This window comes from Floridaenema evergladense BLCC-F167 (genome assembly GCF_041929205.2).
In the GTDB taxonomy this organism is placed as follows: Bacteria; Cyanobacteriota; Cyanobacteriia; order Cyanobacteriales; family Aerosakkonemataceae; genus Floridanema; species Floridanema evergladense.
On record NZ_CM171625.1, the window covers coordinates 3,854,465 to 3,875,940 of the forward strand.

Consider the following 21,476-nt stretch of genomic DNA (forward strand, 5'->3'; position numbering starts at 1 on the left):
TTCACTTTAACGCTGATTTAGCAATTTTCTCATTTCTTCTTGTACAGTAAGGCTAATTTGCACAGACTCGTTGAGTAATCTTCCATATTCGTTGGCGTTAGCATTGATTTGTAAGGCTTGTAGTGCTGCTAGGTTGTTGGTTAAAAGTTCGGTGTTAGTGGGGAGTAAGTGTTTATTTTCGCGCAAAATGCGATCGCTCTTCAACGCCCGCACCAAATCTTCTCGCGTCAGTTGCAATGCAGCAATCACTTTTTTTCTCTCGTCTAAACTACTGCTGGAGTCGCTGACTGTTTCCAGTTGGTATTTGATATCTATCGCTTTGACAACGGCGTGATATTTATCAATTTCGTCTAGCAAGTTTACTAGTAAGTCTGGACTATGCTTTTTTAACCAAATCAACCGCCCAACTACGATGACAATGGGAAATAAAACCATCAACAAAATTGCCCATTTTAATGATGCGCCTCTGGCAGGTAAAATAATAAATACATAAACAACTCCCAAAAGAATTGGTGTCAGCGCTAAGGCAATAGAAATTTCATTTAACCAAAATGTCCATTTCTTACTAGATTCCCGCAAAGTCGAAGGTCGAAAAATATCTTCAGGGTCAATTCCAGTTAAATGTTTGATTTCCCCGACAGAAATTTCTAAGCCCAATAAATCCTGCTGTAAAAAGTTGCTTCTACTCATTAAATTGCTCACCCTTTAAATGTTTCATTTCATCTTGAATACTCATACCAATCTGTAATGCTTCATTTAAAATTCTGCCGTATTCGCTTGCTTTCTCATCTACCTGTAATGCAGTTAAAGCTTTTAAGTTATTAGCAAATAGATCGGGATTTAAATTAATAAATGCTTGGTTTTCTCTGATAATTTTTTCTGTTTTTAAAGCACGGACTATATCTTCTCGCGTTAACCGCAAAGCTTGGATGACTCGTTCTCTATCTTTTAATTTTACTCCCGGATTTCCAGCCGCTTCAATTTGGTCATTAATATCGATGCTTTTAATTACTGAATTATATCGTTCTACGTCGTCAATTAAACTAACAAAATGCTTATTTTTTCGAGTTATAAATATTTTTTTGAAATCTTCAAATACTAAAGCAATAGCAAAAAATAAATGAATGATAATTAATATTATTCGGTAAGTTGGAAAACATAAAATTAGTAATAAACAACTGAGTATCAGTAATACTAAAACCACAATTGAAGTGAAAACTTCCTGAAACACTTTCCGCAATTTAAAAGGTCTAATTACTGCATTTACACTTATGCCACTAAGGGCTTTTAACTCTCCTTTAGTAATTTCTAAACCCTGTAAATCAGGCTGCATCACTGTATGTGTTTTTTTCATTCGTTGCCAGTGTTTAATCATAGAAGGCAATACTATTTTATGTAATCTTATGGTTATAATATAGGGGTTAACTATTAATTTTAGTTAACCCTTTATTTATTGAGCAAAACATTTACCAAAGGGCGCGAATACGTCTTTCATTAGTCGTATCTTGAGCTACACAACTGTCAAAAACCACTTGATTTTCGACTTGGATAAATGCTTCATTTCCTTTGGTAAAAAGAGTAGTCCGATCGTCAGTATAACGAACACCAGAACCAGAGGGAACTTGCTTGAGAGTTAAGGTTTCATTTTCACCTAACTTAAGTTGTGCTGTTTCCGGTGAATATTCTGCTTCAAAGGTTTTACCGTTGTGGCATTGATAGCGGTAGACTTGCTGTTGTTCGGCGGTTGCTGGTAAACTGGCGATCGCCACAACTGCTGGTAGTAGAAAAGCTGCGAATTTGATTGTTTTCATAACTTTACGCACCTGCACACCGCAGTTTTAAGTTACTACTCTAGCTTACGATCGCTTTTGCCAAAAGTGGGTAATTTCTTAGGAAATATTTAGCTAATCCAAACTAAGCCTCAAAAAATTCTTCGGCTTTTTGCCGATGTTCTTCCGTAATATTACCGCTGATAGCTGCAAGTGCCGTTGTCATCACAACCAAATCATCAGTAAAACCAAGTCCTGCTATCCAATCTGGTATAGCATCTTCTGGTAAGAATAAATAAGCTAAGGCAGCAGCAATTATACCTTTAACATAGGTTGGTGTTTCTGAGTCTTTCATGCAATAATACATGGCGATCGCATCTTTGCTAAAAGGCAAATTCCCCACTGTGGATTTAAGATTACTAAGAAAGTCATCCAGATGGATTTTTTTAGGGATTTTGCCTTTTTTAACATCTTTAATTGCACCACTTAAGACTGAAGCAACTAATTGCACTGGTTTGCTGCCTAGATTTTTCAAATTCTCACCAGCACCATCTAACTCGGCGTTAACTGTTTGAGAGCTTTTTGTTGTTTTTTTTTAGCTTTTTTAGCTGCTTTTTTAGCTTCTTTCTCAGCTTTTTTCGTTTCTTTTTTAGCTTTTTTCTCTACCTTATTCGCTTCTTTTTCAGCTTGCTTTAAAGCTTTTTTCCCAGGTTCTAATACTTTATCTTCAGCTTGTTCTTTTACCTCTTCTACAACTTGGGATGCTTTTTTAATAGTTCCATCGACTAGTGATTCAATATTCATGACTTAACCTCGCTTATTAACAAAATTTTCCCTTCCTGTTTTTCAAAAGGGTGTATTGTTAACCTTAGCTTAACTTAAAAGCAAATGGTTTCTTCCCAAAGTTAAAAACTAAAAATCATACTTATAGATGAAGTAAATAAATTTGATTGAATTGAAAATTATTACTTTTGATAGTTGACGGAAAAATTGTATAGTTTTAGCGATCGCTAATATTAACGATGATGAAGAGTGCGATCGCTGGAAAGAGCAAATCCAAACTTTCCTAAATTTAGCAAGCAGAATTAGCTTTGTAATTCTGAATTTACATAGGGGTCTACATTAGGATTTTGATAGGGTTTAGGATCGGAACTGACGTAAGGTTCTACGTTAGGATCTTCAAAAATTTTCGGTTCACGATCGGTGTAAGGCTCAACATTAGGATCTTTGTAAGTCGCAGGATTTGGATCGGTATAAGGTCGAAGATTTGGATCTTTTTCTGGCGCTGCTTTTGGACGCTTTGGACGAAGTTTTAACATAATTACTCTCCTTTGCTTTTACATTGATCTTAAGAGAGTTTATCAAGCATATTCCTCTTTCGTAGGGTATTATTATGCTCTGTTTGTTAATCTATCCAAAGAAATAGAAGCTTATAAAAATTAACTTATCTGGATATTATACGTATATTTAGGCATATAAATTTCTAATTTGTAATTAATGAAAGCAGTTTGGCTTCTTGCTTCCTCTAACCACCACGTTCTTGTCTCAATTCTTCAATCAAATCTCGCATTGCTTCTAAAGTTCTTTGTGCCATATGTGCTGAACGTCAATGTTATCTGATTGGGATGTCATAATTTGTCTCTTTTTTGAGGAGCTCTTTTGTAAGTTAATTAATAATTACTCCTACCTAGTTTAACCCACATACCGCCTTTCCAACCATCTTTCCAAATCTGACAAACTATTAAAATCTAATAAATCTTCTGCTAAATTTTCCAAATTTTGCACAGATAAATTTTCAATTTGGCTAGTTATTACCTCGGAAATTTCTCCAAAACGCTTTTTCAGTAAACGCATAACTAAAGCGATCGCTTCCGTGATGCGCCCTTGTTCTCTGCCTTGTTCTCTGCCTTGTTCTCTGCCTTGTTCTATAGCATAAGTCAGTCGCCCTCTCTCATCTTGTAGAATCATCGCTCGCCGCTCTACTGATTCTAATTCTTCTACTGTCATATTCGCTTGATTGGCAATATTTAATGCTAATTCGATCTCGCTGACTTCTCCTAATTTTTCTGGGATTTCCTGCAAAGTTACTGCTTCTTTAATAAAATAAATCCATCGATCGCTTAAACTTGTTAACTCCGATAAATCTTTCTTAAATTTCGGTAACTCTATAAATATTAGCTGCAATTCAGGATCGGGATAGGCAAATTTTTTTGTCTTCTCCTGAAACACAAATTGAGTGATTACATCCTCAGTTTGGTTAAATAGGATAAAATCGACGATCGTCACGCCAATTACTGGGGTAAGACGAAAATAGTTTTCGCCAACTCCTAATTGATTTGTATAAGCTTTCCCCACATTATAAATCACCCTTTTGCTGAAAGCAGTCACTCGCGCTATTTGCATTTCTATGAGTACAACTGAGCCATCATTTAAAATGGCTTTGACATCTAAATAAGTTTCTTTTAAGCTGAGAACTTGACCGGGATTATAGGGGTTAACGATTGTTAAGGATTGAATGACTTTCTCGCCTTCATAAATAATCGCATTGAGAAAGCTGATTAAAATTACTTGACTTTGTGAGGAACCAAAGATTTTTTTAAAGGCATAATCGACCTTGGGACTGATAAATCTCATTTTTTTTCTCCTAATTTGATCGCACTTTTTGGTTTGGCATTTATTTTGGATAGGGAAGGAATTATTTTTCACTTGTTAGGCATTTTTATTATAGCAATATTATGGTTAAAACAAGATCGCAAATGATATCGATCGAGCAATTAAACGGAAAGAGCAATTTGAAAAGCATTTCATAGCAATTTGACCCCTTCTACACGACCCAATTTAGCATCAAAAGAAGCAGTTTCTTGGCATCCAGCTAGTTGATTGAGTCGGGTAATTAGGTAGTCGGAAAAATCTGCATTACCAGATTTCATGTGTTCGATAGTATCCAGTCCTTTCAAGCTGACTCTCTTGCACACTCAGAAATCGCTTCTTCCATTTCTTCTAAAGAAATAGCTTTTCTACCTTCTTCATACAACATTCCAGATAATTTTCGCACATCAATTTTGGCTGTTTCTTTATGTTGTACTTGTTGAGTTGGCATTTTTTGCTTGAGTTGTGCTATTTTTTCCTCAATTTTAGCTTGTCGTTCTGGTGAAATATCTTTAATTAATTCGTTAAATTTATGATGTCCTTTCATAATAAGCCCTCCTGTTTGGACAATTTTATCGTAAACTACAATGATTCTACAGTTGGAGAGGGCGATCGCACTCTTCAACCCATTCCTTTAAAGCATTCCTCGATTAGAAAAACTACGGCTTTCATAAATTTCTTTAATGATTTCTTCATCGGTGCGATCGTCCTCCCAAGCGCCAATATCTTCCATAATTTTTTCCAGTTTTCCATGTTTTTCTTGTACATATTGGGATTAGCCTACATAAGCTGCCAGCTTTCTCTCAAAGAAATTCTTCATCGAATCTTTAGGTATTAAGGCATTAGAACCTTCAGTTTCAGACAAACCTTTTCTAGCATCTAGCCAAGGATCTTCACGATGAGTCATAGTAGCTAAAGCTGCGCCATCATATCGTCCGTAAGCTTCTACAATTTGTTTGATAAACTCTATTTTTTCTGGTTCTAGTTCGGGAAACTCAAATTCTTCTTGAATGCTTTTCCATCCATAATCCTTGAATTTATCATACAAAGCACGAATCACAGGCTCATAAGTCCAAGCTTCAAAATCTTCTTCAAATAGTGCTTCTCCATCGTGAGTAGCCAGATAAATACCTTGGACATAATAACAAAGCTTTTGCAGTTTCATCGGTGTTAGGCTTTCTTGAAAAACTTCTCTATGATGGAGAATGATTAGGCTGATAATTTTTGTAAGATTTTCAGAAATCATATTAAAGTCCTCTTTGATTTTCATCAGTGTGCGTGTATTGCCAACTATCTAATGTTTCCACTTTGAACAATTTTATCGTAAACTTAACTGGAGAGTAAACAGAAAATAACGATGACAAATGATGCACTAAAAATTATTCATAAAATGATAGCGATCAATCCTAAAATAGAGGAAATGGTGCAGGAATCATCTCTTAATGCGGTCTAACATTCCCACTCACCGGATGCAGGCAACCTTTACACTTCACCAACAAACTGACTTCTTTCTGGTGCAGCAAGCTTGTTAGCTATCTTCTTTATTACCTCACATTGAAAGTCGGAAATCCTCAATTTTCTGTTTAATTATTTCCTCTGGTGGACCATTGGAGGATTTATTGAGCAGCATTTGCTCAACATCTCTGTCTGAGACAACAATAATTAGCTTTCTATGAATTGTCCACTGTTCCCTTAAAGTACATTCACAGCCATTATCGATGCTATCACGACAAAATATAATGCCAAAGAGACCAGCCCCATGAGGTTTGAGATAATTTGCAATTTGAAGAGCTTCCTTCTTACCTACATCATTTTTGTAGTTCTTAGCATCAACCACAATGTAATCAGCTTGATAGGTTGTTCGTAAAAAATGCCAAAATCCTGATTCAGCATAATTTGTAAGAATATAATCACGCCGATTTACTTGTTCTGCATCCGAACGTTCTGAGATAGGAGTAGATAAAGGTGGACAGAAAAGACGTTCTAAAATTTCGCCAATTATTTTTTGATACTTTGACCAATCTTCTTTACCGGGTTGGCAATTTCTTAATTTCTGAATAAGTATTTCTTCTGGCGATTGTTGTTTTTTTGCAAGAGCAGCTAGCAGGATAGGCTGAAAAACAGGATGTTCAACATAAGGAATTTCATTCTCAAAGCGTTGGCTCAAAAATGGAATATCCCAAACTTCTATTCCTTGAGCTTCTATAGCTTCAATGGTTTTCTTAGGTAAAGTTCCTGGAAATGCAAGTGCTAATCTTTTCCCTTCAATAAGAGTGTGATATGTTTTAAGTTGAGTCAGCATATCTTCAATCCGCCTAAGACTAAAACCTCTTTGAGACTTGCACTCTATATAAACTTCACTCCAGTTATTATTCTTAATTTCCTGTGCAAAGATATCAATCCTTTTAGCATAAGCTGCTTGCCCATAACCAAGCGAAATCTCCTGCTGAACTTCTGAAAAAGTGCTATTCATTCGTAGTAAGCAAACTAAATAGTCAACAAATTCATATTCACGTAAATCTGTGACATAAAAATTGCATTCTGGACAAACAATTCTTAAATTGTCTAAATCAGATTTTCCCCCACGACTAACTGGTTTTATATGCTCGATCCGCAAGAGCCGCAAGTCCATGAGCAAAGTCTTTCCACAGATAGAACAGGTGGAGCCATCTCGTTCTATTAATTTTAGTTTCAAGTCATCCCATCTAGTCATTAGAAATCAACCGATAACCCTTAAGTTTCTAGGCTTGCTAACTCTTTTTTAAACAAATAAGTTGCTAACGTTTTCTGGCAGATTGAGAGCTAATATTACCTTGAATAGTAATAATCACAATTATATCAAAATTAAAGTCAATCCATAAGCACTAAATACGCCTCTGCAACCATCTTTCCAAATCTGAAAAACTGTTAAAATCTAATAAATCTTCTGCTAAATTTTCCACATTTTGAACAGATAAGTTTTCAATTTGACTGGTTATTACCTCGGAAATTTCTCCAAAACGCTTTTTCAGTAAACGCATAACTAAAGCGATCGCTTCCGTGACGCGCCCTTGTTCTCTGCTTTCTTCCATAGCATAAGTCAGTCGCCCTCTCTCATCTTGTAGAATCATCGCTCGCCGCTCTACTAATTCTAATTCGTCTACTGTCATGTTTGCTTGATTGGCAATATTTAATGCTAGCTCGATTTCGCTGACTTCTCCTAATCTTTCTGGGATTTCCTGCAAAGTTACTGCTTCTTTAATAAAATAAATCCACCGATCGCTTAAACTTGTTAACTCCGATAAATCTTTCTTAAATTTCGGTAACTCTATAAATATTAGCTGCAATTCAGGATCGGGATAGGCAAATTTTTTTGTCTTCTCCTGAAACACAAATTGAGTGATTACATCCTCAGTTTGGTTAAATAGGATAAAATCGACGATCGTCACGCCAATTACTGGGGTAAGACGAAAATAGTTTTCGCCAACTCCTAATTGATTTGTATAAGCTTTCCCCACATTATAAATCACCCTTTTGCTGAAAGCAGTCACTCGCGCTATTTGCATTTCTATGAGTACAACTGAGCCATCATTTAAAATGGCTTTGACATCTAAATAAGTTTCTTTTAAGCTGAGAACTTGACCGGGATTATAGGGGTTAACGATTGTTAAGGATTGAATGACTTTCTCGCCTTCATAAATAATCGCATTGAGAAAGCTGATTAAAATTACTTGACTTTGTGAGGAACCAAAGATTTTTTTAAAGGCATAATCGACCTTGGGACTGATAAATCTCATTTTTTTTCTCCCTTTTTAGCCTGGTAATCGGTAGTAGGAATTTTATTGCGATCGCACTGAATGGATTTTTTCAGATAAACTTTAATACCAAACTGGGTTAAATACCCTGGTTATTCTTTAGTCCGCGTAGGCGGACTTTGTTTGTGTAGACGCGATTTCAATCGCCATCAGATATAGGGGTAACTTTTCAACAATTGAATCTAAAAAAGTATTTCCAACTAAATTTTATCTCCTTTTCTGCTAATTGTCATATCATATCCGGTTAATTACCTATAATGTAGAGACGTTATATATAACGTCTCTACAGGGTTTTGGATTAAGAATATTATGGCTGATCGATCGGACATAATATCAGCCCCCACCCGGAAACCCAGGCGGGGGCATTTTCAAAAGTTAAAAAACTTAGTGGATTAATTCGATCGCTCTCTTAGTCAACGCCGAAGCAGTCAACCCATTAAACGCCATTAATTCACCAGCAGAAGCAGTAGTTTCTCCCCGCTTCCAAGCGAAAGTATCGCGTTTAGAATTACTGCGTAACATAATAGGTTCTAACATTCCAGAAGCGCCACCAGTTACACCAATTAACGCATCTCCATCAAAGATTTCGGCAAACTTTTCATCGCTCAAAAATTCACCATCTGCTTCCGAACAAGTATCCCAAGCAACATCAGTTGGACGATACAAACGGCGGGGATTGATAATAGAAACAATCTTCGCGCCAATACCTTCATTTTCTAAGAAAGTTGCCGCTTCAAATACTGGCATTAATGTCATATCGCCCACAACTGCAAACACAACTTTCTTACTCCCCCCTTGATTAAGGGGGGTTTGGGGGGGATCGACTTCATGCAACACGACTGCGCCATCTTTTAAACCTTGGCGTGTTTGTTCAAAAGTAGTGCGAATTGGTAAAGGTGATTTACTTGCAGTAATCACAATTCCCTTGTTTTTTGTGGTTAAAGCCCACTCATAACAGGCTTGAATACTGTTAGCATCAGGTGGGAATAATGGGAACACATTGCCATTTCGCATCATTGCCGCAAAATATGCTTCAATTTCCGGGCGTTGGTGTGTCCAACCGTTGCGTCCTTGCTCTAATGCACCAGCAGTAAATAAGGTAATTGTGGAAGGAGTTTGACGGCGTAATTCTGCCATTGCTTGAGTAACAGTTTGCCAAATTGGTAAACCATTGATGGCAAAAGATTCGTAAGAACACCATAAAGTTCTGGCACCCATTAAAGATAATCCAACTGCCAAACCTGCACAAGCATCTTCACTCAAAGGTTCGTAAACTTGACCGTTTGGTGATTGGTTGTAAAGGTCATCTGTGGTGGGGTGAATGATTTTTAATGCTTGGTTAATGTTGGCAATTCCTGATGCTTCGTTGCCATCAGCGTTGGTGACTAAAAATGTTCGATCGCTCAATCCAACCTTACCCACTAAAACACCCATTGCGGTAGTTGCAACTTTCGGATCTCCGCCAACAGGATATTCTTCTAAAGGCAATTGTCCTAATTCTGGCAATGGTAATTCAAATTCTGTCACAGCTGTTTTCGCCGCCGGACCACCACCAGCACGTTCGCAATTTGTTCTGACTAATTGCCAGGTTTCCGCTGTTAATGCTCGACCTTTCAAAGCATTAACAATGTGGGGTGCATCTAAAGTATCTTTGGGATAAAGGTTATGAGATTTTGCGCCGCGTGCGTGAACTCCTGCACCTTTTAATTGTTTGATAATAAATGCAGTTAATTTGCCACTAAAAGCAGATTTTGCCGCTTTATCAACACCTTCTAATACTGCTTTGGTAAATGCAAGACGTTGATCAAAAGAAAAGGCAGTGCTATCTATATAATCGCCTGTTTGATTACGATCGTCAAAATCTTTCGCATCAATTAAAATCACTTCTGCAAAACCATTTCCGCGCCAATAATCCAACATTTCCGCATTGGTTTTCGTGGAAACCATGCTGTGATGTTCCTGACTGTAACCATTCCAAATTAACACGGGTAAAAAGTTAGTAACTCCGCCAAAAGCAGTGTTGAAATGTGCCATACTGCTCATTGGGTAAGGTTCGCCCATGCCACCATCACCCATCGTAAACGGGAAAAGTTTGTCTCTGTGCAATAGTGCAGCTGCCATTGCAAAATGTTGCCCTTGTCCTAAAGGGCCAGCAGGTGCGAGAATGCCGGGAATATAACCCGAAAGATGTCCTAAAAGACCGTGTTTTTCGCGGAATCGATCGCGCAATTGTTGCACATTATAAATGTCCATGTCTTCCAAAGAGCGATCGAGAAACATCGAACTATAAAAGCCTGGGGCGTGGTGTCCAACTTCGGTGATAATATTCTTGTAGCCCAGCATAATTAATGCTGCATGAGCTTCCGCAGAACTGGCAAAACCGCCTGGGTGTCCAGAAGCTTTCGATCCGGTAATTTGTAAAGTTAAATAACGCAAAGCATCAGCTAACAAAAGAGTTTGATAAATTGCATTAGCATCACTAGGATCGGAAATTGCTGTTTTTCCCTCAGCAATTGCAGGTGTTTTACCATAAGTTTCAAAATTTGGTAGCGCTTCCCCAAAATATTGAATACCTTCACAAAAATCGGGAAATGCTGAAGTTGCTTTTGGCGTGGTTGCAGTCATGCTGAGTTCCTTATTAGTATTAAGATCGAATTTACTCGATTTAGTTAACAAAAATTTTACAACTTTTAGGTTGTCAAAATTTCAGCCTGAGAAGTTGCAAAGATAACTATGTCAAATGAGAGGCATAGAAAAATTAGTTAGGTTAAGTTAGTTGAAGTTGCAAAAATCATCTACAGCAGAGACAATGAAACAACTACAAGGCCCCCAAAGTCCAACCTTCGTACAAACACTCCAATGGGTTTTTCGCCCGATGCAGTACATGGAAGAGTGCGCCAAACGCTACGGCGACATTTTCACTATGCGACTAGGCACGGCATTTGACCCTTTAGTGTATGTCAGCAACCCCAAAGCGCTTCAGCAGATTTTGAGCAATGATACAGGAAAACAGTTTGCCGCCCCAGGTGAAACGAACATAATTTTTGAAGCTTTTTTGGGAAAGCAATCTGTGATTACCCTTGGTGGCGCACAACATCAGCGGCAGCGTCAGTTGATGATGCCTCCTTTTCATGGCGATCGAATGCGAACTTATGCCGAAACAATTGCCAAGGTGACAGAAGAAATCATGAGTCAGTGGCAAGTAGGCAAGTCTTTTTCTGTGCGAACTTCGACTCAAGCGATTACTCTGCGAGTGATTATGCAAGCGGTGTTTGGTTTATATGATGGCCCACGCGCTCAACAGTTGGAGAAACTCTTAAGCGAATTACTCGATCAAACGAGTTCTTCGTTTAGCGTTACTTTATTTTATTTTCCCTTCTTACAAAAAGATTTGGGTGCTTGGAGTCCTTGGGGTAAATTTCTTCGGATTAGGGAACAAATTGACAAACTTATTTATCAGGAAATTGGGGAACGAAGAGCAAATTTCGACCGATCGCGCACAGACATTCTCAACTTGCTAATGGCAGCAAGAGATGAAGCAGGAGAAGCGATGACTGATGAAGAGTTACGCGATGAATTGATGACTTTGTTAACCGCAGGTCATGAAACTACTGCAACTGCCTTAGCTTGGGCATTCTACTGGATTCATAAATTCCCAGAAGTCCGGGAAAAATTATTAGCAGAATTGGATACTTTAGGCGAGAATCCAGACTGCAACGCTATTTTAAAATTACCTTATCTCAATGCAGTTTACTGCGAAACTATGAGAATTTATCCTGTGGGAATGCTGACTTTTCCAAGAGTAGTGAAAGAACCTGTAAATTTAGTGGGTTACGATTTGCAACCAGGAACAATTTTAGTAGGTTCGATTTATCTGACTCATCGGCGTGAGGATTTATATCCCGAACCGGAAAAATTTAAACCAGAAAGATTTTTAGAACGGCTATTTTCGCCTTATGAATTTTTGCCTTTTGGTGCTGGCGCACGTCGCTGTATTGGTTTTGCTTTTGCTCAATTTGAGATGAAAATGGTATTAGCGAAAGTACTTTCAAGTTTGGATTTGGAACTAGCTGATAATACTGAAATTAAACCTGTACGTCGGGGTTTGGTGACAGCACAAAATCGTAGTATTCGATTATTAGTTAAGGGTGAGCGTACAGTTAAGTCTCGGACTTTGGAAGCTGTTACTAGTTAATGGTTGCTAGTAAATTAAAAAAGCAGCATCGGGGATTGAAGATTGAGATTTAGTCATTTTCAATCCCTTTTCAACTATTATCAGTTATTGATCGCCTTTACCATATATCAAGAATAAAACTTAAAACAATGACACTACCAAAGACCCCAAAAAGCCCAGCTTTGATACAGTTGCTTCGGTGGATCTTCACTCCCATGTCATTCATGGAAGAGTGCTATAAACGCTACGGCGATATCTTCCGCTTGCAATTGTCTAGGGAGATCGTAATCGTCAGTAACCCGCAAGCCCTGGGGCAAATATTAGCAGGGGATACAAAAGATTTTGAAGCTCCGGGAGACTTGAACAGTCTTTTTGAGCATTCGTTGGGAAAAAAGTCATTGATTATGCTCAGTGGTGCTAGTCACCAACGCCAACGCCAGCTAATGATGCCGAGTTTTCATGGCGAAAGAATCCGAAATTATGGGGATACGATCGCCAACATCACAAAACAAATCATGAGTCAGTGGGAGATCGGCAAACCCTTCTGCGTCCGTTCTTCTACCCAAACTATTACGATGCGGACGATCGTCGAAGCGGTGTTTGGTGTGTATGAAGGCGATCGCGCTCAAAAGTTAGAGCAACTGTTCAGTGAAATGCTGGAACGAACCAGTTCTCCACTTACAGTTGCAATGCTATATTTTCCAGCTTTGCGAAATATTTTCGGTTCCCTAAATCCTTGGCAACAATTTCTGCGTATCAGGCGAGAAATAGACGATATCCTCTACCAAGAAATTCGGGAATGTCGGGAAAATCCAGACCCGTCACGCACTGATGTTCTCAGCTTGCTAGTAGCAGCTAGAGATGAAGCAGGACAGCCAATGACTGATGAAGAATTGCGTGATGAATTAATGACTTTGTTATTTGCAGGTCACGAAACCACTGCCACAGCATTAGCCTGGGCTTTGTACTGGATTCACAAAATACCAACCGTGCGGGAAAAACTGTTGGAAGAACTCGATAGTTTGGGTGAAAATCCAGATTACACTACTATTTTCAAATTACCTTATCTTAATGCTGTTTACTGTGAAACTTTGCGGATTTACCCAGTTGGAATATTAACCTTTCCCAGGAGGGCGAAAGTACCTTTATCCTTAGCGGGTTACGATATTCAACCAGGTGCAGTTCTGATGGGTTCAATTTATCTCACTCACCGTCGCGAGGATATTTATCCCGAACCAGAGAAGTTTAAGCCAGAAAGATTTTTGGAAAGGCAATATTCGCCTTATGAATTTTTGCCTTTTGGTGGTGGCGCGAGACGTTGCATTGGTTTTGCCTTTGCCCAATTTGAAATGAAAATAGCACTTGTGGAAATACTGTCACGTTTAGAATTAGAACTGATCGATAATGGTGAAGTGCAATCTAAACGGCGAGGTTTGGTGTCAGCACCAAATCGCAGCATTCAAATGGTAGTAAAAGGTGAGCGAAAGATGAAGTCGCGTACTTTGGAAGCTGTGTCTGGTTAACTAGGAAAATTGAGGATTTTGGCAGGAATCACTCCGTAAATCGGGAATTGTCAATTTTATTTTTTTATTGACAATTCTCAGTTTTCAAAACTCTAGCCGAAGTTTTTCACTCTTAAGAGCGATCGCAAATCTCCCTTGCTTACCTTAGCTTCGATGCAGACTATATAAAACTCAAAATAAAACCTTTATGAAACTACCTCAAAGCCCCAAAACTCCGGGAATCGTGCAATTATTTCAATGGATAGCCGATCCATTAGGATTAATGGATGATTCTGCCAAGCGTTATGGTGAAATGTTCACATTAAGGGTAGGTACAAATTGTCGCCCGATCGTATTTTTAACCAACCCCCAAGCAATTAAAGAAGTTTTCACTGCTGATTATAGACAGTTTGCTAGTAGTAAAGCTAACGAATTAGCTAAACCTTTGGTAGGACATTATTCTTTAATGTTAATGGATGGCGATCGCCACAAACGAGAACGTCAGCTATTATTGCCTCCATTTCATGGGGAAAACATTCGTAGCTATGGGGAATTAATTAAAGATATTACCTTAGCAGTCACCAAAGATTGGCAAAGCGGACAAACTTTCATTGTCCGAGATGTCATGCAAGAAATTACTTTGCGGGTGATTTTAAAAGCAGTTTTTGGTTTAGATGAAGGAGAACGCAATCAAAAATTACGGGATCTGTTATGTGAAATGCTCGATAATATCAGTTCTCCCGTTAATTCTGCCTTGCTGTTCTTTCCCCAATTACAAAAAGATTTAGGTTCGTGGAGTCCTTGGAGTAAATTCCTCCGTCGCCAAGAACAAATTACCGAACTTTTAATGGCAGAAATTCACGAACGGCGAGCAAATTTCGATCCATCACGAAAGGATATTCTTTCGCTGCTAATGTCAGCCAAAGATGAAGCCGGAAATCCAATGACTGATGCAGAATTACATGATGAATTACTAACTCTTTTAGTCGCAGGACATGAGACTACAGCGACTTCTTTAGCCTGGGCATTATACTCAATTCATCATGTACCGGGAGTGTTAGATAAATTATTGCATGAAATTGATAGTTTAGGAGAAAATCCCGATCCAAATCTAATTGCTAAACTCCCATATTTAACAGCAGTTTGCAATGAAACTCTGCGAATTTATCCGATTCTTTTTATTACCTTTGGTAGAGTTGCTCAGTCTCCGGTCAAAATTATGGATCGGGAATTTGAAGTAGGGACATCGATCGCACCTTGTATTTACTTAACTCATCGCCGGGAAGACTTATACCCAGAACCAGAAAAATTTAAACCAGAACGCTTTTTAGAAAGGCAATTTTCCCCTTATGAATTTTTACCCTTTGGCGGTGGTACTCGTCGCTGTATTGGTATTGCCTTAGCGCCTTATGAAATGAAGATTGTTCTAGCAACAATTTTAGCAAATTGGCAGCTATCTCTGGCAGACAAAACTCCTGTTAAACCGATTCGTCGCGGATTTACATTAGGGCCAAAAGGTGGTGTAAGAATAGTAATCAAAAATAAAAATTAGGGTGCGTTAGTAACGCACCATTCCACAAAATTTAAGCCGAATGGATCGATCGCGCAAATGGTTGTGCGATCGCCCCCAAATTATCTAATGCCCAATCAGTTTATCGCGTAGATGCTTCTTGATGCGATCGCAAACCCATAATTCTATTGTTCTAAAAAGCCTTATATTCAGCTTCTAATCTCTCTGCTTCTGCCTGTTGAAACGCCAAATCAGAGTCAATTTCTACTTGGTTAGCATGATAATAAGCTAATGCTGCATAAACCTGCGCCAGAGTTAAATGAGGTATTTCTTTAACAATTTCCTCCGCACTCAATCCCATTTTATAATCAGCAGCAATTCGCCGTACAGTGACTCCTGTTCCGGTAATAATAGGGCATCCTCCATGTATTTCTGGAGAACTACTAATCAATGTTCCAATGTTTACCTGAGTTTGCATAGTAATAGCCTCATCTTATACAGTTAATATAGGCGTAAAAATTTAGTTGTTATGATTATCGTCAAAATTTAGCTCTTGCTTTGGTGTTTGTGAGGATTGTGTGTTTGCTTGGTTTTGGATGCAGATGCCAATTATCATTATTTTATCTTTCTCAATACTTATACTGCCTATCTTTACCCATGTATTTACAGGTAAAGAATCACTTACTTGATGTTGAAGATACAAATTGGATTTATAACCTGCTTCTTCCAGCCATTCGCAAATATTTCGCCAGTTTTCTACTTTTTCATTACATTTACCCAAAAGATTTTTTACATAAGGATATAAAGTAGTACATACTTCGCTTTCAACACCCTTAATGCTTTTATGGAGTATTTGAGCTATTTCAGCAGGACTGTAACCGCAAAGCAAGCCCCGCAGGTGCAGTTTCTCAGTGGGTGTCAGGCGCTTTCCCTTAGCTGAGGCTAAATCTGTATATAGCGTCTCCAAGTCCCAGTGGTTAGCCGCTTCGGTAAATTGTTCGTTAGTAGATGGCATGACAAAGGTTCTTCAGAAAATTTTTCCTAGCCAAATCCTAGCTTAACTTACAGCCAAGGCTTAGTAACAGCTGAGGTTTAACTAACTTATTATCGAATAAGGCAAGGTTGTAAAAGTTACTACCAAGCAAAGCTAATACATACTAATCAGAGGTTATCTATGTCAACATTTGGAATTGAGCGGATTAAAACAGCTTTAAGTCAAGCACTGGAAATGTTACCAGATTGGAAAGAATTAAAGGCTGTTCAAAAAGGGACAGTTATTGATCAAACTTTTAAATCACTTATGAAAGATTTAATGCAACAGTTTGGGATGAAACCCGGTGTTGATTACGTAGATAATTTAAAAGATAACGAACGCTGCACAGATTTTGTAGCTTTGTCTACAAAAGCAGATGACTTAATTCGAGGATTATTAAATGGTGAAATTATTGCTATTTCACAACATAGTCGAGTTAGCAAATCAGGTAATACATTTACTGTTAAGGCTCATTTCCGTAGAAAAGCAGCTTAATTTTTTCTGAACAGACACCACCAAATTTTAGCAACCTTTACATAGCATTGAGAGCAATCAAATGGAACCCACACATTATACACAGGGAAAGTACATTTATGAGTGTAAATCTTCCCCCGGAAATACGGATGGCCCGATCAATAACAACAGCCTGAAAATTTGGACAAGCGACGCTAAAAACTTATTGAAACGTCAGCAACCTAGTGGATTTCGTTATATATTTCCTGTTAATCGTCTTGACAGTAGTAACAAAGAAATCTTAGAAAAGCTAAAAGAAGATTGTCCTGGTGTAGATATACAATATTATGATTGTGATTCAGTAGATAGGCTGATTGAAGCTTTGGAAAAAGTAAATAGCTTACCGGAATTAGTTGCATACATTAAGCAAGCCAGGAAGTAAAAATATGGGGCAAAGTCTTCACTTTCAACGAATTAAGTGCTTTGATGTTAAAACCATCGAAAAGTTTAATTATGAGGATATTTTGAGAACATTAGTAGCACTTCTGGGGAAAGAGAAATCAGAAATTGACGAAACTATTTATAGCTTGGTTTTTGAACCCATCGAAGAAATCAGTACCTATATTAGTGCTAACGAGCCAAAGCTTGAAAAATTATTAGGTACAGGTGCTAAAAATCTCCTACATCCAAACTCTAGATGTTACTTGGTTACTGAAGAACTCTGGAAAGTTATTGAGGAAATGATTTGGGAACTAGCTATATCAGCATTAAAAAGTAGCGAGCAATCTCAAGAAACCAGTAAAGAATATTTTAAAGATTTGGGTATTTTAACAATATTGTACACCCAAAAAATACTGATGGTTGAGGCTTCTTAACTAATTTTAAACAGTTTAGCTAGCTGTGCGGTGCGTTACGCTAGCGCTAACGCACCCTACGTTTTAATGCCCAATCAGTTTATCGCGTAGATGTTTGATGCGATCGCGCAATTTAGCCGCCTCCTCAAACTCTAGCTTTTTCGCTGCATCTTTCATCTGCATTTCTAACTGCGTAATCAACTCTGGAACCTCTTCTAAAGATAAATCATCCGACTGTTGATATGCAGTTTCTAACTGTTGAGAATTTAACCTGCGGGAAACTTCTAAAAAAGCCAAAATCGAATTTCCTGACTTTTTGATAATTGGTTGCGGTGTAATGTTGTGCATTTTGTTATATGCCATTTGAATTCCGCGTCTTCTTTCGGTTTCTTCGATCGCTTTTGCCATGCTATCAGTTAAATTATCAGCATACAAAATCGCCTGTCCCCGAATGTGACGCGCCGCCCTTCCAATTGTTTGAATTAACGAACGTTCCGCCCTTAAGAAACCCTCTTTATCTGCATCTAAAATTGCCACCAAAGAAACCTCTGGTAAATCCAAACCTTCCCGCAACAAATTCACCCCAATCAAAACATCATAATCACCTTTTCGCAAATCTTGTAAAATTTCAATTCGCTCAATTGATTGAATTTCTGAGTGCAAGTAACGAACTCTAATTCCTCTTTCTTGCAAATACTCGGTCAAATCTTCTGCCATTCGCTTGGTTAAAGTTGTCACTAAAACCCGTTCTTGCAGCTTCACTCGGTCTTTAATTTCGCCCAACAAATCATCAATTTGCCCTTCAGTTGGACGGACAAAAACTTCAGGATCTAGTACTCCCGTTGGTCTAATTATTTGTTCGACAATTCGATTTTCGGAAATCTCAACTTCCCAATTTCCTGGAGTTGCAGAAACAAACACGCATTGATTAACTTTTTGCCAAAATTCTTCGGCTTTCAAAGGTCGATTATCTGCCGCACTGGGAAGGCGAAAACCATGTTCAATTAACACCTTTTTTCGTGCTTGGTCGCCATTATACATTCCCCGAATTTGTGGCACAGTAACGTGAGATTCATCAATTACTAATAGCCAATCTTTCGGGAAATAATCAATTAAACATTCTGGCGGTTCTCCGGGAAATCTTCCGGCTAAATGTCGCGAGTAATTTTCTACGCCGTTGCAATATCCTACTTCTCGCAACATTTCTAAATCGTAGCGAGTGCGCTGATCTAATCTTTGCGCTTCTAATAATTTTCCGGCTTTTTCTAATTCGGCTAATTGTGCTTTTAATTCATCTTCGATCGCATTACAAGCAGCTTCCAATTGTTCATCAGGTGTAACAAAGTGACGCGCCGGATAAACATTTATCGCTTCTAAACTTTGCAGAATTTCCCCTGTTACCGGGTCAACATAACGAATTGCATCAACTTCATCACCAAAGAATTCTACCCGAATAATTCGATCTTCATAAGCTGGGCCAATTTCTAACACATCTCCGCGAACTCGGAAACGTCCCCTGCCAATTTCCGTATCGTTTCGGTTATATTGAACTGATGCTAAATCTCGCAAAATTTGCCTTTGATTAATTTCCTCTCCAACGCGAAAAGGAATTGCGGCTTTTAGATATTCTGAAGGAATTCCTAAGCCGTAAATGCAGCTAATTGAAGCTACCACAATTACATCTTTGCGTTCAAAAAGTGACCTCGTTGCTGAGTGACGCAACATATCAATCTCATCATTAATTGCCGCACTTTTTTCAATGTAAGTATCCGTAACCGGAATGTAAGCTTCTGGTTGATAATAATCGTAGTAACTGATAAAATACTCAACTGCATTCTCTGGGAAAAATTCTCGTAACTCATTGCACAATTGCGCTGCTAAAGTTTTGTTATGTGCTAAAACTAAGGTCGGTTTTCCCACCTTTTCAATTGTGGAAGCAATGGTAAATGTTTTTCCCGTCCCTGTCGCACCTAGCAAAGTTTGGTAACGATTACCAGCTAAAATATACTTGCTCAAATCAGCGATCGCCTGTGGCTGATCACCCTTTGGCTGAAACTTGGCTTGCAGACTAAATTGGCTCATAAATCTTTTTAACAGTGACTCTTTTATTTTATCTTCTACTTAATGTGGTTTAAAAACTTAAATTATAACATCTACCTCTTAAAGCATAAGCCATGAGTATCAGAATTAACAACTTAATAATATACCCTTGGTCAGAGGTTTATCGGCTGAATTATTCCTAAATTAAAAATGTAGTAAAAAAAACAGAGAAGCTTAATAGTTAATCTGTGAAAAGTTCAGTAAAAGAGAGGAAGTTATCATGAGTTTAGAAGATAGAGCAAAAGCCACAGGCAAAAACTTAGAAGGCAAAGCACAAGAAGCAATGGGTAACGTAACTGGCGATCCCGAAGATAAAGCTGAAGGTAAAGCAAAACAAGCTGAAGCACAAGCTCGTCACGCTGGTGAAGACCTGAAAGATAAAGCGAAAGAAACAATCGATCGCGCCTAAAACCTAACCTAACAAAAAGGTCTGGAAAAATCACATCTAGACCTTTTTAAACATTGAAAAACCTGCTGTGAAAGGAGGGAAAAACCTTGCAATTTTTACAAAGAAGCCGTCAAATTCTCACGGCTCTAACTTTAGCATTAATCCTGACCATTACCACTGCTTGTAGTGGCAGTTCAGTAGCTACACAAAGACCTCAACTACCTGCAAATAGTAGTGTTCCCTACAACCAAATCGAACGAGGTTCGACAGCTTCCGGTCAACAATTTGGCAATTGGGTAGTCCGCCAAAGCAAAGGATTAGTCAAGGATGCTTATGTGCGTGACAACAATAAATTGGGTGTGGTAATTACCTCTCAAGTTAAACCGAATGAAGTTAGACCTTTAGCTAGTTCTTTACTTCAAGGTTTTCACCAGAATTTTCCCAATCAGGATTTAACAGTTTTAGTTTACGCACCAGATAAAAAATTGATTTTGACTGGTAAATACGATCAGCAATCGCAACAAATACGCTACGAATCGTAAATCATAAATGGAGAAAAAAATTATGCCAAGCAGCGATGAATACAAACGTCAAATTATGAACGATTTGGCTCAAGGTAACGTTGAATCGATGAAGGATTTACCTAGCGATCCTTCCAGAGAATACGAAAATTTTGATGATTTTGCTCAACGTTCTACAGTAGATGAACGTCGCCAATTATTCGGTCAATCTTTGCAACACGATCGCATTCCTCCCACCCAATTGGAACCAGAATTAAGAAATGCGATCGCCCAAATTAAACCCAACGAACGCGACGATGTAGCCAAAGAATTTCTCAAAAAGTTGAAAGAACGGGGATTGAGCGATCGAGATTTAGAGCAACAATTGGCACTTTCCACCCACCACGCCAGTCGCATGAATGCAGACGACGTTGCCAAATTAGCTTCTTTCGCTTATCACTCTCACCCTGATATTTTCCGTGACGTTTTAGCCGAAAAACCCGGAATCATGAAATTCCTCAGCAACCCCTTAGTTGTTGGCGTACTCGGTATCGTCGCCGCTAAGTGGTTGAGCGATCGCCGTTCCTAAAACTCTTCGCCACCTGTACTCGTTTGAGAGCAAGAACAAGAGGGATCAAGACGATCTGGCAACAACTAGGTCGCCTTTTTTGTTTCTTCGATCGTGCAGTCCGCGAAGGCGGACTTTGTTTGTGTAGCCACGACTTCAGTCGCCGGATTTTAATTAACATA

At 38.4% G+C, this 21,476-nt stretch carries 25 protein-coding genes; 9 read left to right on the forward strand and 16 right to left on the reverse strand.

Going from position 1 to position 21,476, the window contains the following annotated elements:
- Positions 1–6: 6 nt before the first annotated feature.
- The 13 genes from ACE1CA_RS18785 to ACE1CA_RS18845 all read right to left on the reverse strand — a co-directional run bounded on the left by ACE1CA_RS18785 (position 7) and on the right by ACE1CA_RS18845 (position 10,837).
- Positions 7–690, reverse strand: coding sequence for a hypothetical protein (locus ACE1CA_RS18785; protein WP_413281799.1), 684 nt, complete (start codon positions 688–690; stop codon positions 7–9).
- Positions 683–1,354: a hypothetical protein gene (locus tag ACE1CA_RS18790; protein WP_413281798.1), complete on the reverse strand. Its 672-nt coding sequence runs from the start codon at positions 1,352–1,354 to the stop codon at positions 683–685. The genes ACE1CA_RS18785 and ACE1CA_RS18790 overlap by 8 nt, the downstream gene beginning before the upstream one ends.
- A 112-nt stretch (positions 1,355–1,466) precedes the next feature.
- Positions 1,467–1,811, reverse strand: a complete 345-nt coding sequence (locus tag ACE1CA_RS18795) for an MliC family protein (RefSeq protein ID WP_413281797.1) — start codon at positions 1,809–1,811, stop codon at positions 1,467–1,469.
- A 103-nt stretch (positions 1,812–1,914) separates the two neighbouring features.
- Positions 1,915–2,280: a YkvA family protein gene (locus ACE1CA_RS18800; protein WP_413281796.1), complete on the reverse strand. Its 366-nt coding sequence runs from the start codon at positions 2,278–2,280 to the stop codon at positions 1,915–1,917.
- 41 nt (positions 2,281–2,321) lie between these two features.
- Complete coding sequence (locus ACE1CA_RS18805; protein WP_413281795.1) at positions 2,322–2,573, reverse strand: hypothetical protein; 252 nt, start codon at positions 2,571–2,573, stop codon at positions 2,322–2,324.
- Positions 2,574–2,854: 281 nt separating this feature from the next.
- A complete protein-coding gene (locus tag ACE1CA_RS18810) occupies positions 2,855–3,088 on the reverse strand; it encodes a hypothetical protein (protein ID WP_413281794.1) in 234 nt (77 codons plus the stop codon).
- 373 nt (positions 3,089–3,461) lie between these two features.
- On the reverse strand, positions 3,462–4,403 hold the full coding sequence (locus ACE1CA_RS18815) for an Rpn family recombination-promoting nuclease/putative transposase (protein WP_486517444.1): 942 nt from the start codon (positions 4,401–4,403) through the stop codon (positions 3,462–3,464).
- Between the two features lie 170 nt (positions 4,404–4,573).
- Positions 4,574–4,699 carry a hypothetical protein gene (locus ACE1CA_RS18820; protein ID WP_486517445.1) on the reverse strand — a complete coding sequence of 42 codons (126 nt, stop codon included), beginning with the start codon at positions 4,697–4,699 and terminating at the stop codon, positions 4,574–4,576.
- A gap of 23 nt (positions 4,700–4,722) precedes the next feature.
- A complete protein-coding gene (locus ACE1CA_RS18825; protein ID WP_413278329.1) occupies positions 4,723–4,965 on the reverse strand; it encodes a hypothetical protein in 243 nt (80 codons plus the stop codon).
- 228 nt (positions 4,966–5,193) lie between these two features.
- A complete protein-coding gene (locus ACE1CA_RS18830) occupies positions 5,194–5,664 on the reverse strand; it encodes a Panacea domain-containing protein (protein WP_413278330.1) in 471 nt (156 codons plus the stop codon).
- A gap of 303 nt (positions 5,665–5,967) precedes the next feature.
- On the reverse strand, positions 5,968–7,131 hold the full coding sequence (locus ACE1CA_RS18835) for an HNH endonuclease (RefSeq protein ID WP_413278331.1): 1,164 nt from the start codon (positions 7,129–7,131) through the stop codon (positions 5,968–5,970).
- 151 nt (positions 7,132–7,282) lie between these two features.
- Positions 7,283–8,194 carry an Rpn family recombination-promoting nuclease/putative transposase gene (locus ACE1CA_RS18840; protein WP_486517446.1) on the reverse strand — a complete coding sequence of 304 codons (912 nt, stop codon included), beginning with the start codon at positions 8,192–8,194 and terminating at the stop codon, positions 7,283–7,285.
- 402 nt (positions 8,195–8,596) lie between these two features.
- Positions 8,597–10,837 carry a phosphoketolase family protein gene (locus ACE1CA_RS18845; RefSeq protein ID WP_413279954.1) on the reverse strand — a complete coding sequence of 747 codons (2,241 nt, stop codon included), beginning with the start codon at positions 10,835–10,837 and terminating at the stop codon, positions 8,597–8,599.
- Positions 10,838–11,021: 184 nt separating this feature from the next.
- Between ACE1CA_RS18845 and ACE1CA_RS18850 the strand changes: the two genes are divergently transcribed.
- The 3 genes from ACE1CA_RS18850 (at position 11,022) to ACE1CA_RS18860 (ending at position 15,440) form a co-directional block, all read left to right on the forward strand.
- Positions 11,022–12,407, forward strand: a complete 1,386-nt coding sequence (locus tag ACE1CA_RS18850; RefSeq protein ID WP_413279953.1) for a cytochrome P450 — start codon at positions 11,022–11,024, stop codon at positions 12,405–12,407.
- A 128-nt stretch (positions 12,408–12,535) separates the two neighbouring features.
- A complete protein-coding gene (locus ACE1CA_RS18855) occupies positions 12,536–13,909 on the forward strand; it encodes a cytochrome P450 (protein ID WP_413279952.1) in 1,374 nt (457 codons plus the stop codon).
- A gap of 187 nt (positions 13,910–14,096) precedes the next feature.
- Positions 14,097–15,440, forward strand: coding sequence for a cytochrome P450 (locus tag ACE1CA_RS18860; protein WP_413279951.1), 1,344 nt, complete (start codon positions 14,097–14,099; stop codon positions 15,438–15,440).
- Between the two features lie 151 nt (positions 15,441–15,591).
- On the opposite strand, the gene ACE1CA_RS18865 is transcribed toward ACE1CA_RS18860, so the two are convergent.
- The gene (locus ACE1CA_RS18865; protein WP_413279950.1) at positions 15,592–15,876 is read right to left on the reverse strand and encodes a DUF433 domain-containing protein; all 285 of its coding nucleotides are present in this window, start codon (positions 15,874–15,876) and stop codon (positions 15,592–15,594) included.
- A 42-nt stretch (positions 15,877–15,918) separates the two neighbouring features.
- Positions 15,919–16,413 carry a helix-turn-helix transcriptional regulator gene (locus tag ACE1CA_RS18870; protein WP_413279949.1) on the reverse strand — a complete coding sequence of 165 codons (495 nt, stop codon included), beginning with the start codon at positions 16,411–16,413 and terminating at the stop codon, positions 15,919–15,921.
- Between the two features lie 159 nt (positions 16,414–16,572).
- Here ACE1CA_RS18870 and ACE1CA_RS18875 point away from each other — a divergent pair, with 159 nt between their 5' ends.
- The 3 genes from ACE1CA_RS18875 (at position 16,573) to ACE1CA_RS18885 (ending at position 17,759) form a co-directional block, all read left to right on the forward strand.
- On the forward strand, positions 16,573–16,926 hold the full coding sequence (locus ACE1CA_RS18875) for a hypothetical protein (RefSeq protein WP_413279948.1): 354 nt from the start codon (positions 16,573–16,575) through the stop codon (positions 16,924–16,926).
- Positions 16,927–16,987: 61 nt separating this feature from the next.
- Positions 16,988–17,326, forward strand: coding sequence for a hypothetical protein (locus ACE1CA_RS18880; protein ID WP_413279947.1), 339 nt, complete (start codon positions 16,988–16,990; stop codon positions 17,324–17,326).
- Positions 17,327–17,330: 4 nt separating this feature from the next.
- Positions 17,331–17,759 (forward strand): hypothetical protein, encoded by a 429-nt coding sequence (locus tag ACE1CA_RS18885; protein ID WP_413279946.1) that lies wholly within the window; start codon positions 17,331–17,333, stop codon positions 17,757–17,759.
- 63 nt (positions 17,760–17,822) lie between these two features.
- Here the strand turns inward: ACE1CA_RS18885 and uvrB are convergent, their stop codons facing one another.
- Positions 17,823–19,820 (reverse strand): excinuclease ABC subunit UvrB, encoded by a 1,998-nt coding sequence (uvrB, locus tag ACE1CA_RS18890; RefSeq protein WP_413279945.1) that lies wholly within the window; start codon positions 19,818–19,820, stop codon positions 17,823–17,825.
- 238 nt (positions 19,821–20,058) lie between these two features.
- Here uvrB and ACE1CA_RS18895 point away from each other — a divergent pair, with 238 nt between their 5' ends.
- The 3 genes from ACE1CA_RS18895 (at position 20,059) to ACE1CA_RS18905 (ending at position 21,315) form a co-directional block, all read left to right on the forward strand.
- A complete protein-coding gene (locus ACE1CA_RS18895) occupies positions 20,059–20,247 on the forward strand; it encodes a CsbD family protein (RefSeq protein WP_413279944.1) in 189 nt (62 codons plus the stop codon).
- Positions 20,248–20,333: 86 nt separating this feature from the next.
- Entirely contained in the window at positions 20,334–20,768 is a 435-nt protein-coding gene (locus tag ACE1CA_RS18900) for a hypothetical protein (protein WP_413279943.1), read from the forward strand.
- Positions 20,769–20,790: 22 nt separating this feature from the next.
- Positions 20,791–21,315, forward strand: coding sequence for a hypothetical protein (locus ACE1CA_RS18905; protein ID WP_413279942.1), 525 nt, complete (start codon positions 20,791–20,793; stop codon positions 21,313–21,315).
- Positions 21,316–21,476 lie beyond the last annotated feature (161 nt).

Excerpts from the sequence above, each read along its gene's own strand:
- ACE1CA_RS18835 (WP_413278331.1), bottom strand. The coding sequence starts at position 7,131 with ATGACTAGATGGGATGACTTGAAACTAAAATTAATAGAACGAGATGGC.
- ACE1CA_RS18790 (WP_413281798.1), bottom strand. The coding sequence starts at position 1,354 with ATGAAAAAAACACATACAGTGATGCAGCCTGATTTACAGGGTTTAGAA.
- ACE1CA_RS18785 (WP_413281799.1), bottom strand. The coding sequence starts at position 690 with ATGAGTAGAAGCAACTTTTTACAGCAGGATTTATTGGGCTTAGAAATT.
- ACE1CA_RS18795 (WP_413281797.1), bottom strand. The coding sequence starts at position 1,811 with ATGAAAACAATCAAATTCGCAGCTTTTCTACTACCAGCAGTTGTGGCG.
- ACE1CA_RS18875 (WP_413279948.1), top strand. The coding sequence starts at position 16,573 with ATGTCAACATTTGGAATTGAGCGGATTAAAACAGCTTTAAGTCAAGCA.
- ACE1CA_RS18825 (WP_413278329.1), bottom strand. The coding sequence starts at position 4,965 with ATGAAAGGACATCATAAATTTAACGAATTAATTAAAGATATTTCACCA.
- ACE1CA_RS18865 (WP_413279950.1), bottom strand. The coding sequence starts at position 15,876 with ATGCAAACTCAGGTAAACATTGGAACATTGATTAGTAGTTCTCCAGAA.
- ACE1CA_RS18850 (WP_413279953.1), top strand. The coding sequence starts at position 11,022 with ATGAAACAACTACAAGGCCCCCAAAGTCCAACCTTCGTACAAACACTC.
- ACE1CA_RS18860 (WP_413279951.1), top strand. The coding sequence starts at position 14,097 with ATGAAACTACCTCAAAGCCCCAAAACTCCGGGAATCGTGCAATTATTT.
- ACE1CA_RS18845 (WP_413279954.1), bottom strand. The coding sequence starts at position 10,837 with ATGACTGCAACCACGCCAAAAGCAACTTCAGCATTTCCCGATTTTTGT.
- ACE1CA_RS18815 (WP_486517444.1), bottom strand. The coding sequence starts at position 4,403 with ATGAGATTTATCAGTCCCAAGGTCGATTATGCCTTTAAAAAAATCTTT.
- ACE1CA_RS18805 (WP_413281795.1), bottom strand. The coding sequence starts at position 2,573 with ATGAATATTGAATCACTAGTCGATGGAACTATTAAAAAAGCATCCCAA.
- ACE1CA_RS18830 (WP_413278330.1), bottom strand. The coding sequence starts at position 5,664 with ATGATTTCTGAAAATCTTACAAAAATTATCAGCCTAATCATTCTCCAT.
- ACE1CA_RS18885 (WP_413279946.1), top strand. The coding sequence starts at position 17,331 with ATGGGGCAAAGTCTTCACTTTCAACGAATTAAGTGCTTTGATGTTAAA.
- ACE1CA_RS18855 (WP_413279952.1), top strand. The coding sequence starts at position 12,536 with ATGACACTACCAAAGACCCCAAAAAGCCCAGCTTTGATACAGTTGCTT.
- uvrB (WP_413279945.1), bottom strand. The coding sequence starts at position 19,820 with ATGAGCCAATTTAGTCTGCAAGCCAAGTTTCAGCCAAAGGGTGATCAG.
- ACE1CA_RS18820 (WP_486517445.1), bottom strand. The coding sequence starts at position 4,699 with ATGAAATCTGGTAATGCAGATTTTTCCGACTACCTAATTACCCGACTC.
- ACE1CA_RS18905 (WP_413279942.1), top strand. The coding sequence starts at position 20,791 with ATGCCAAGCAGCGATGAATACAAACGTCAAATTATGAACGATTTGGCT.
- ACE1CA_RS18870 (WP_413279949.1), bottom strand. The coding sequence starts at position 16,413 with ATGCCATCTACTAACGAACAATTTACCGAAGCGGCTAACCACTGGGAC.
- ACE1CA_RS18840 (WP_486517446.1), bottom strand. The coding sequence starts at position 8,194 with ATGAGATTTATCAGTCCCAAGGTCGATTATGCCTTTAAAAAAATCTTT.
- ACE1CA_RS18895 (WP_413279944.1), top strand. The coding sequence starts at position 20,059 with ATGAGTTTAGAAGATAGAGCAAAAGCCACAGGCAAAAACTTAGAAGGC.
- ACE1CA_RS18880 (WP_413279947.1), top strand. The coding sequence starts at position 16,988 with ATGGAACCCACACATTATACACAGGGAAAGTACATTTATGAGTGTAAA.
- ACE1CA_RS18810 (WP_413281794.1), bottom strand. The coding sequence starts at position 3,088 with ATGTTAAAACTTCGTCCAAAGCGTCCAAAAGCAGCGCCAGAAAAAGAT.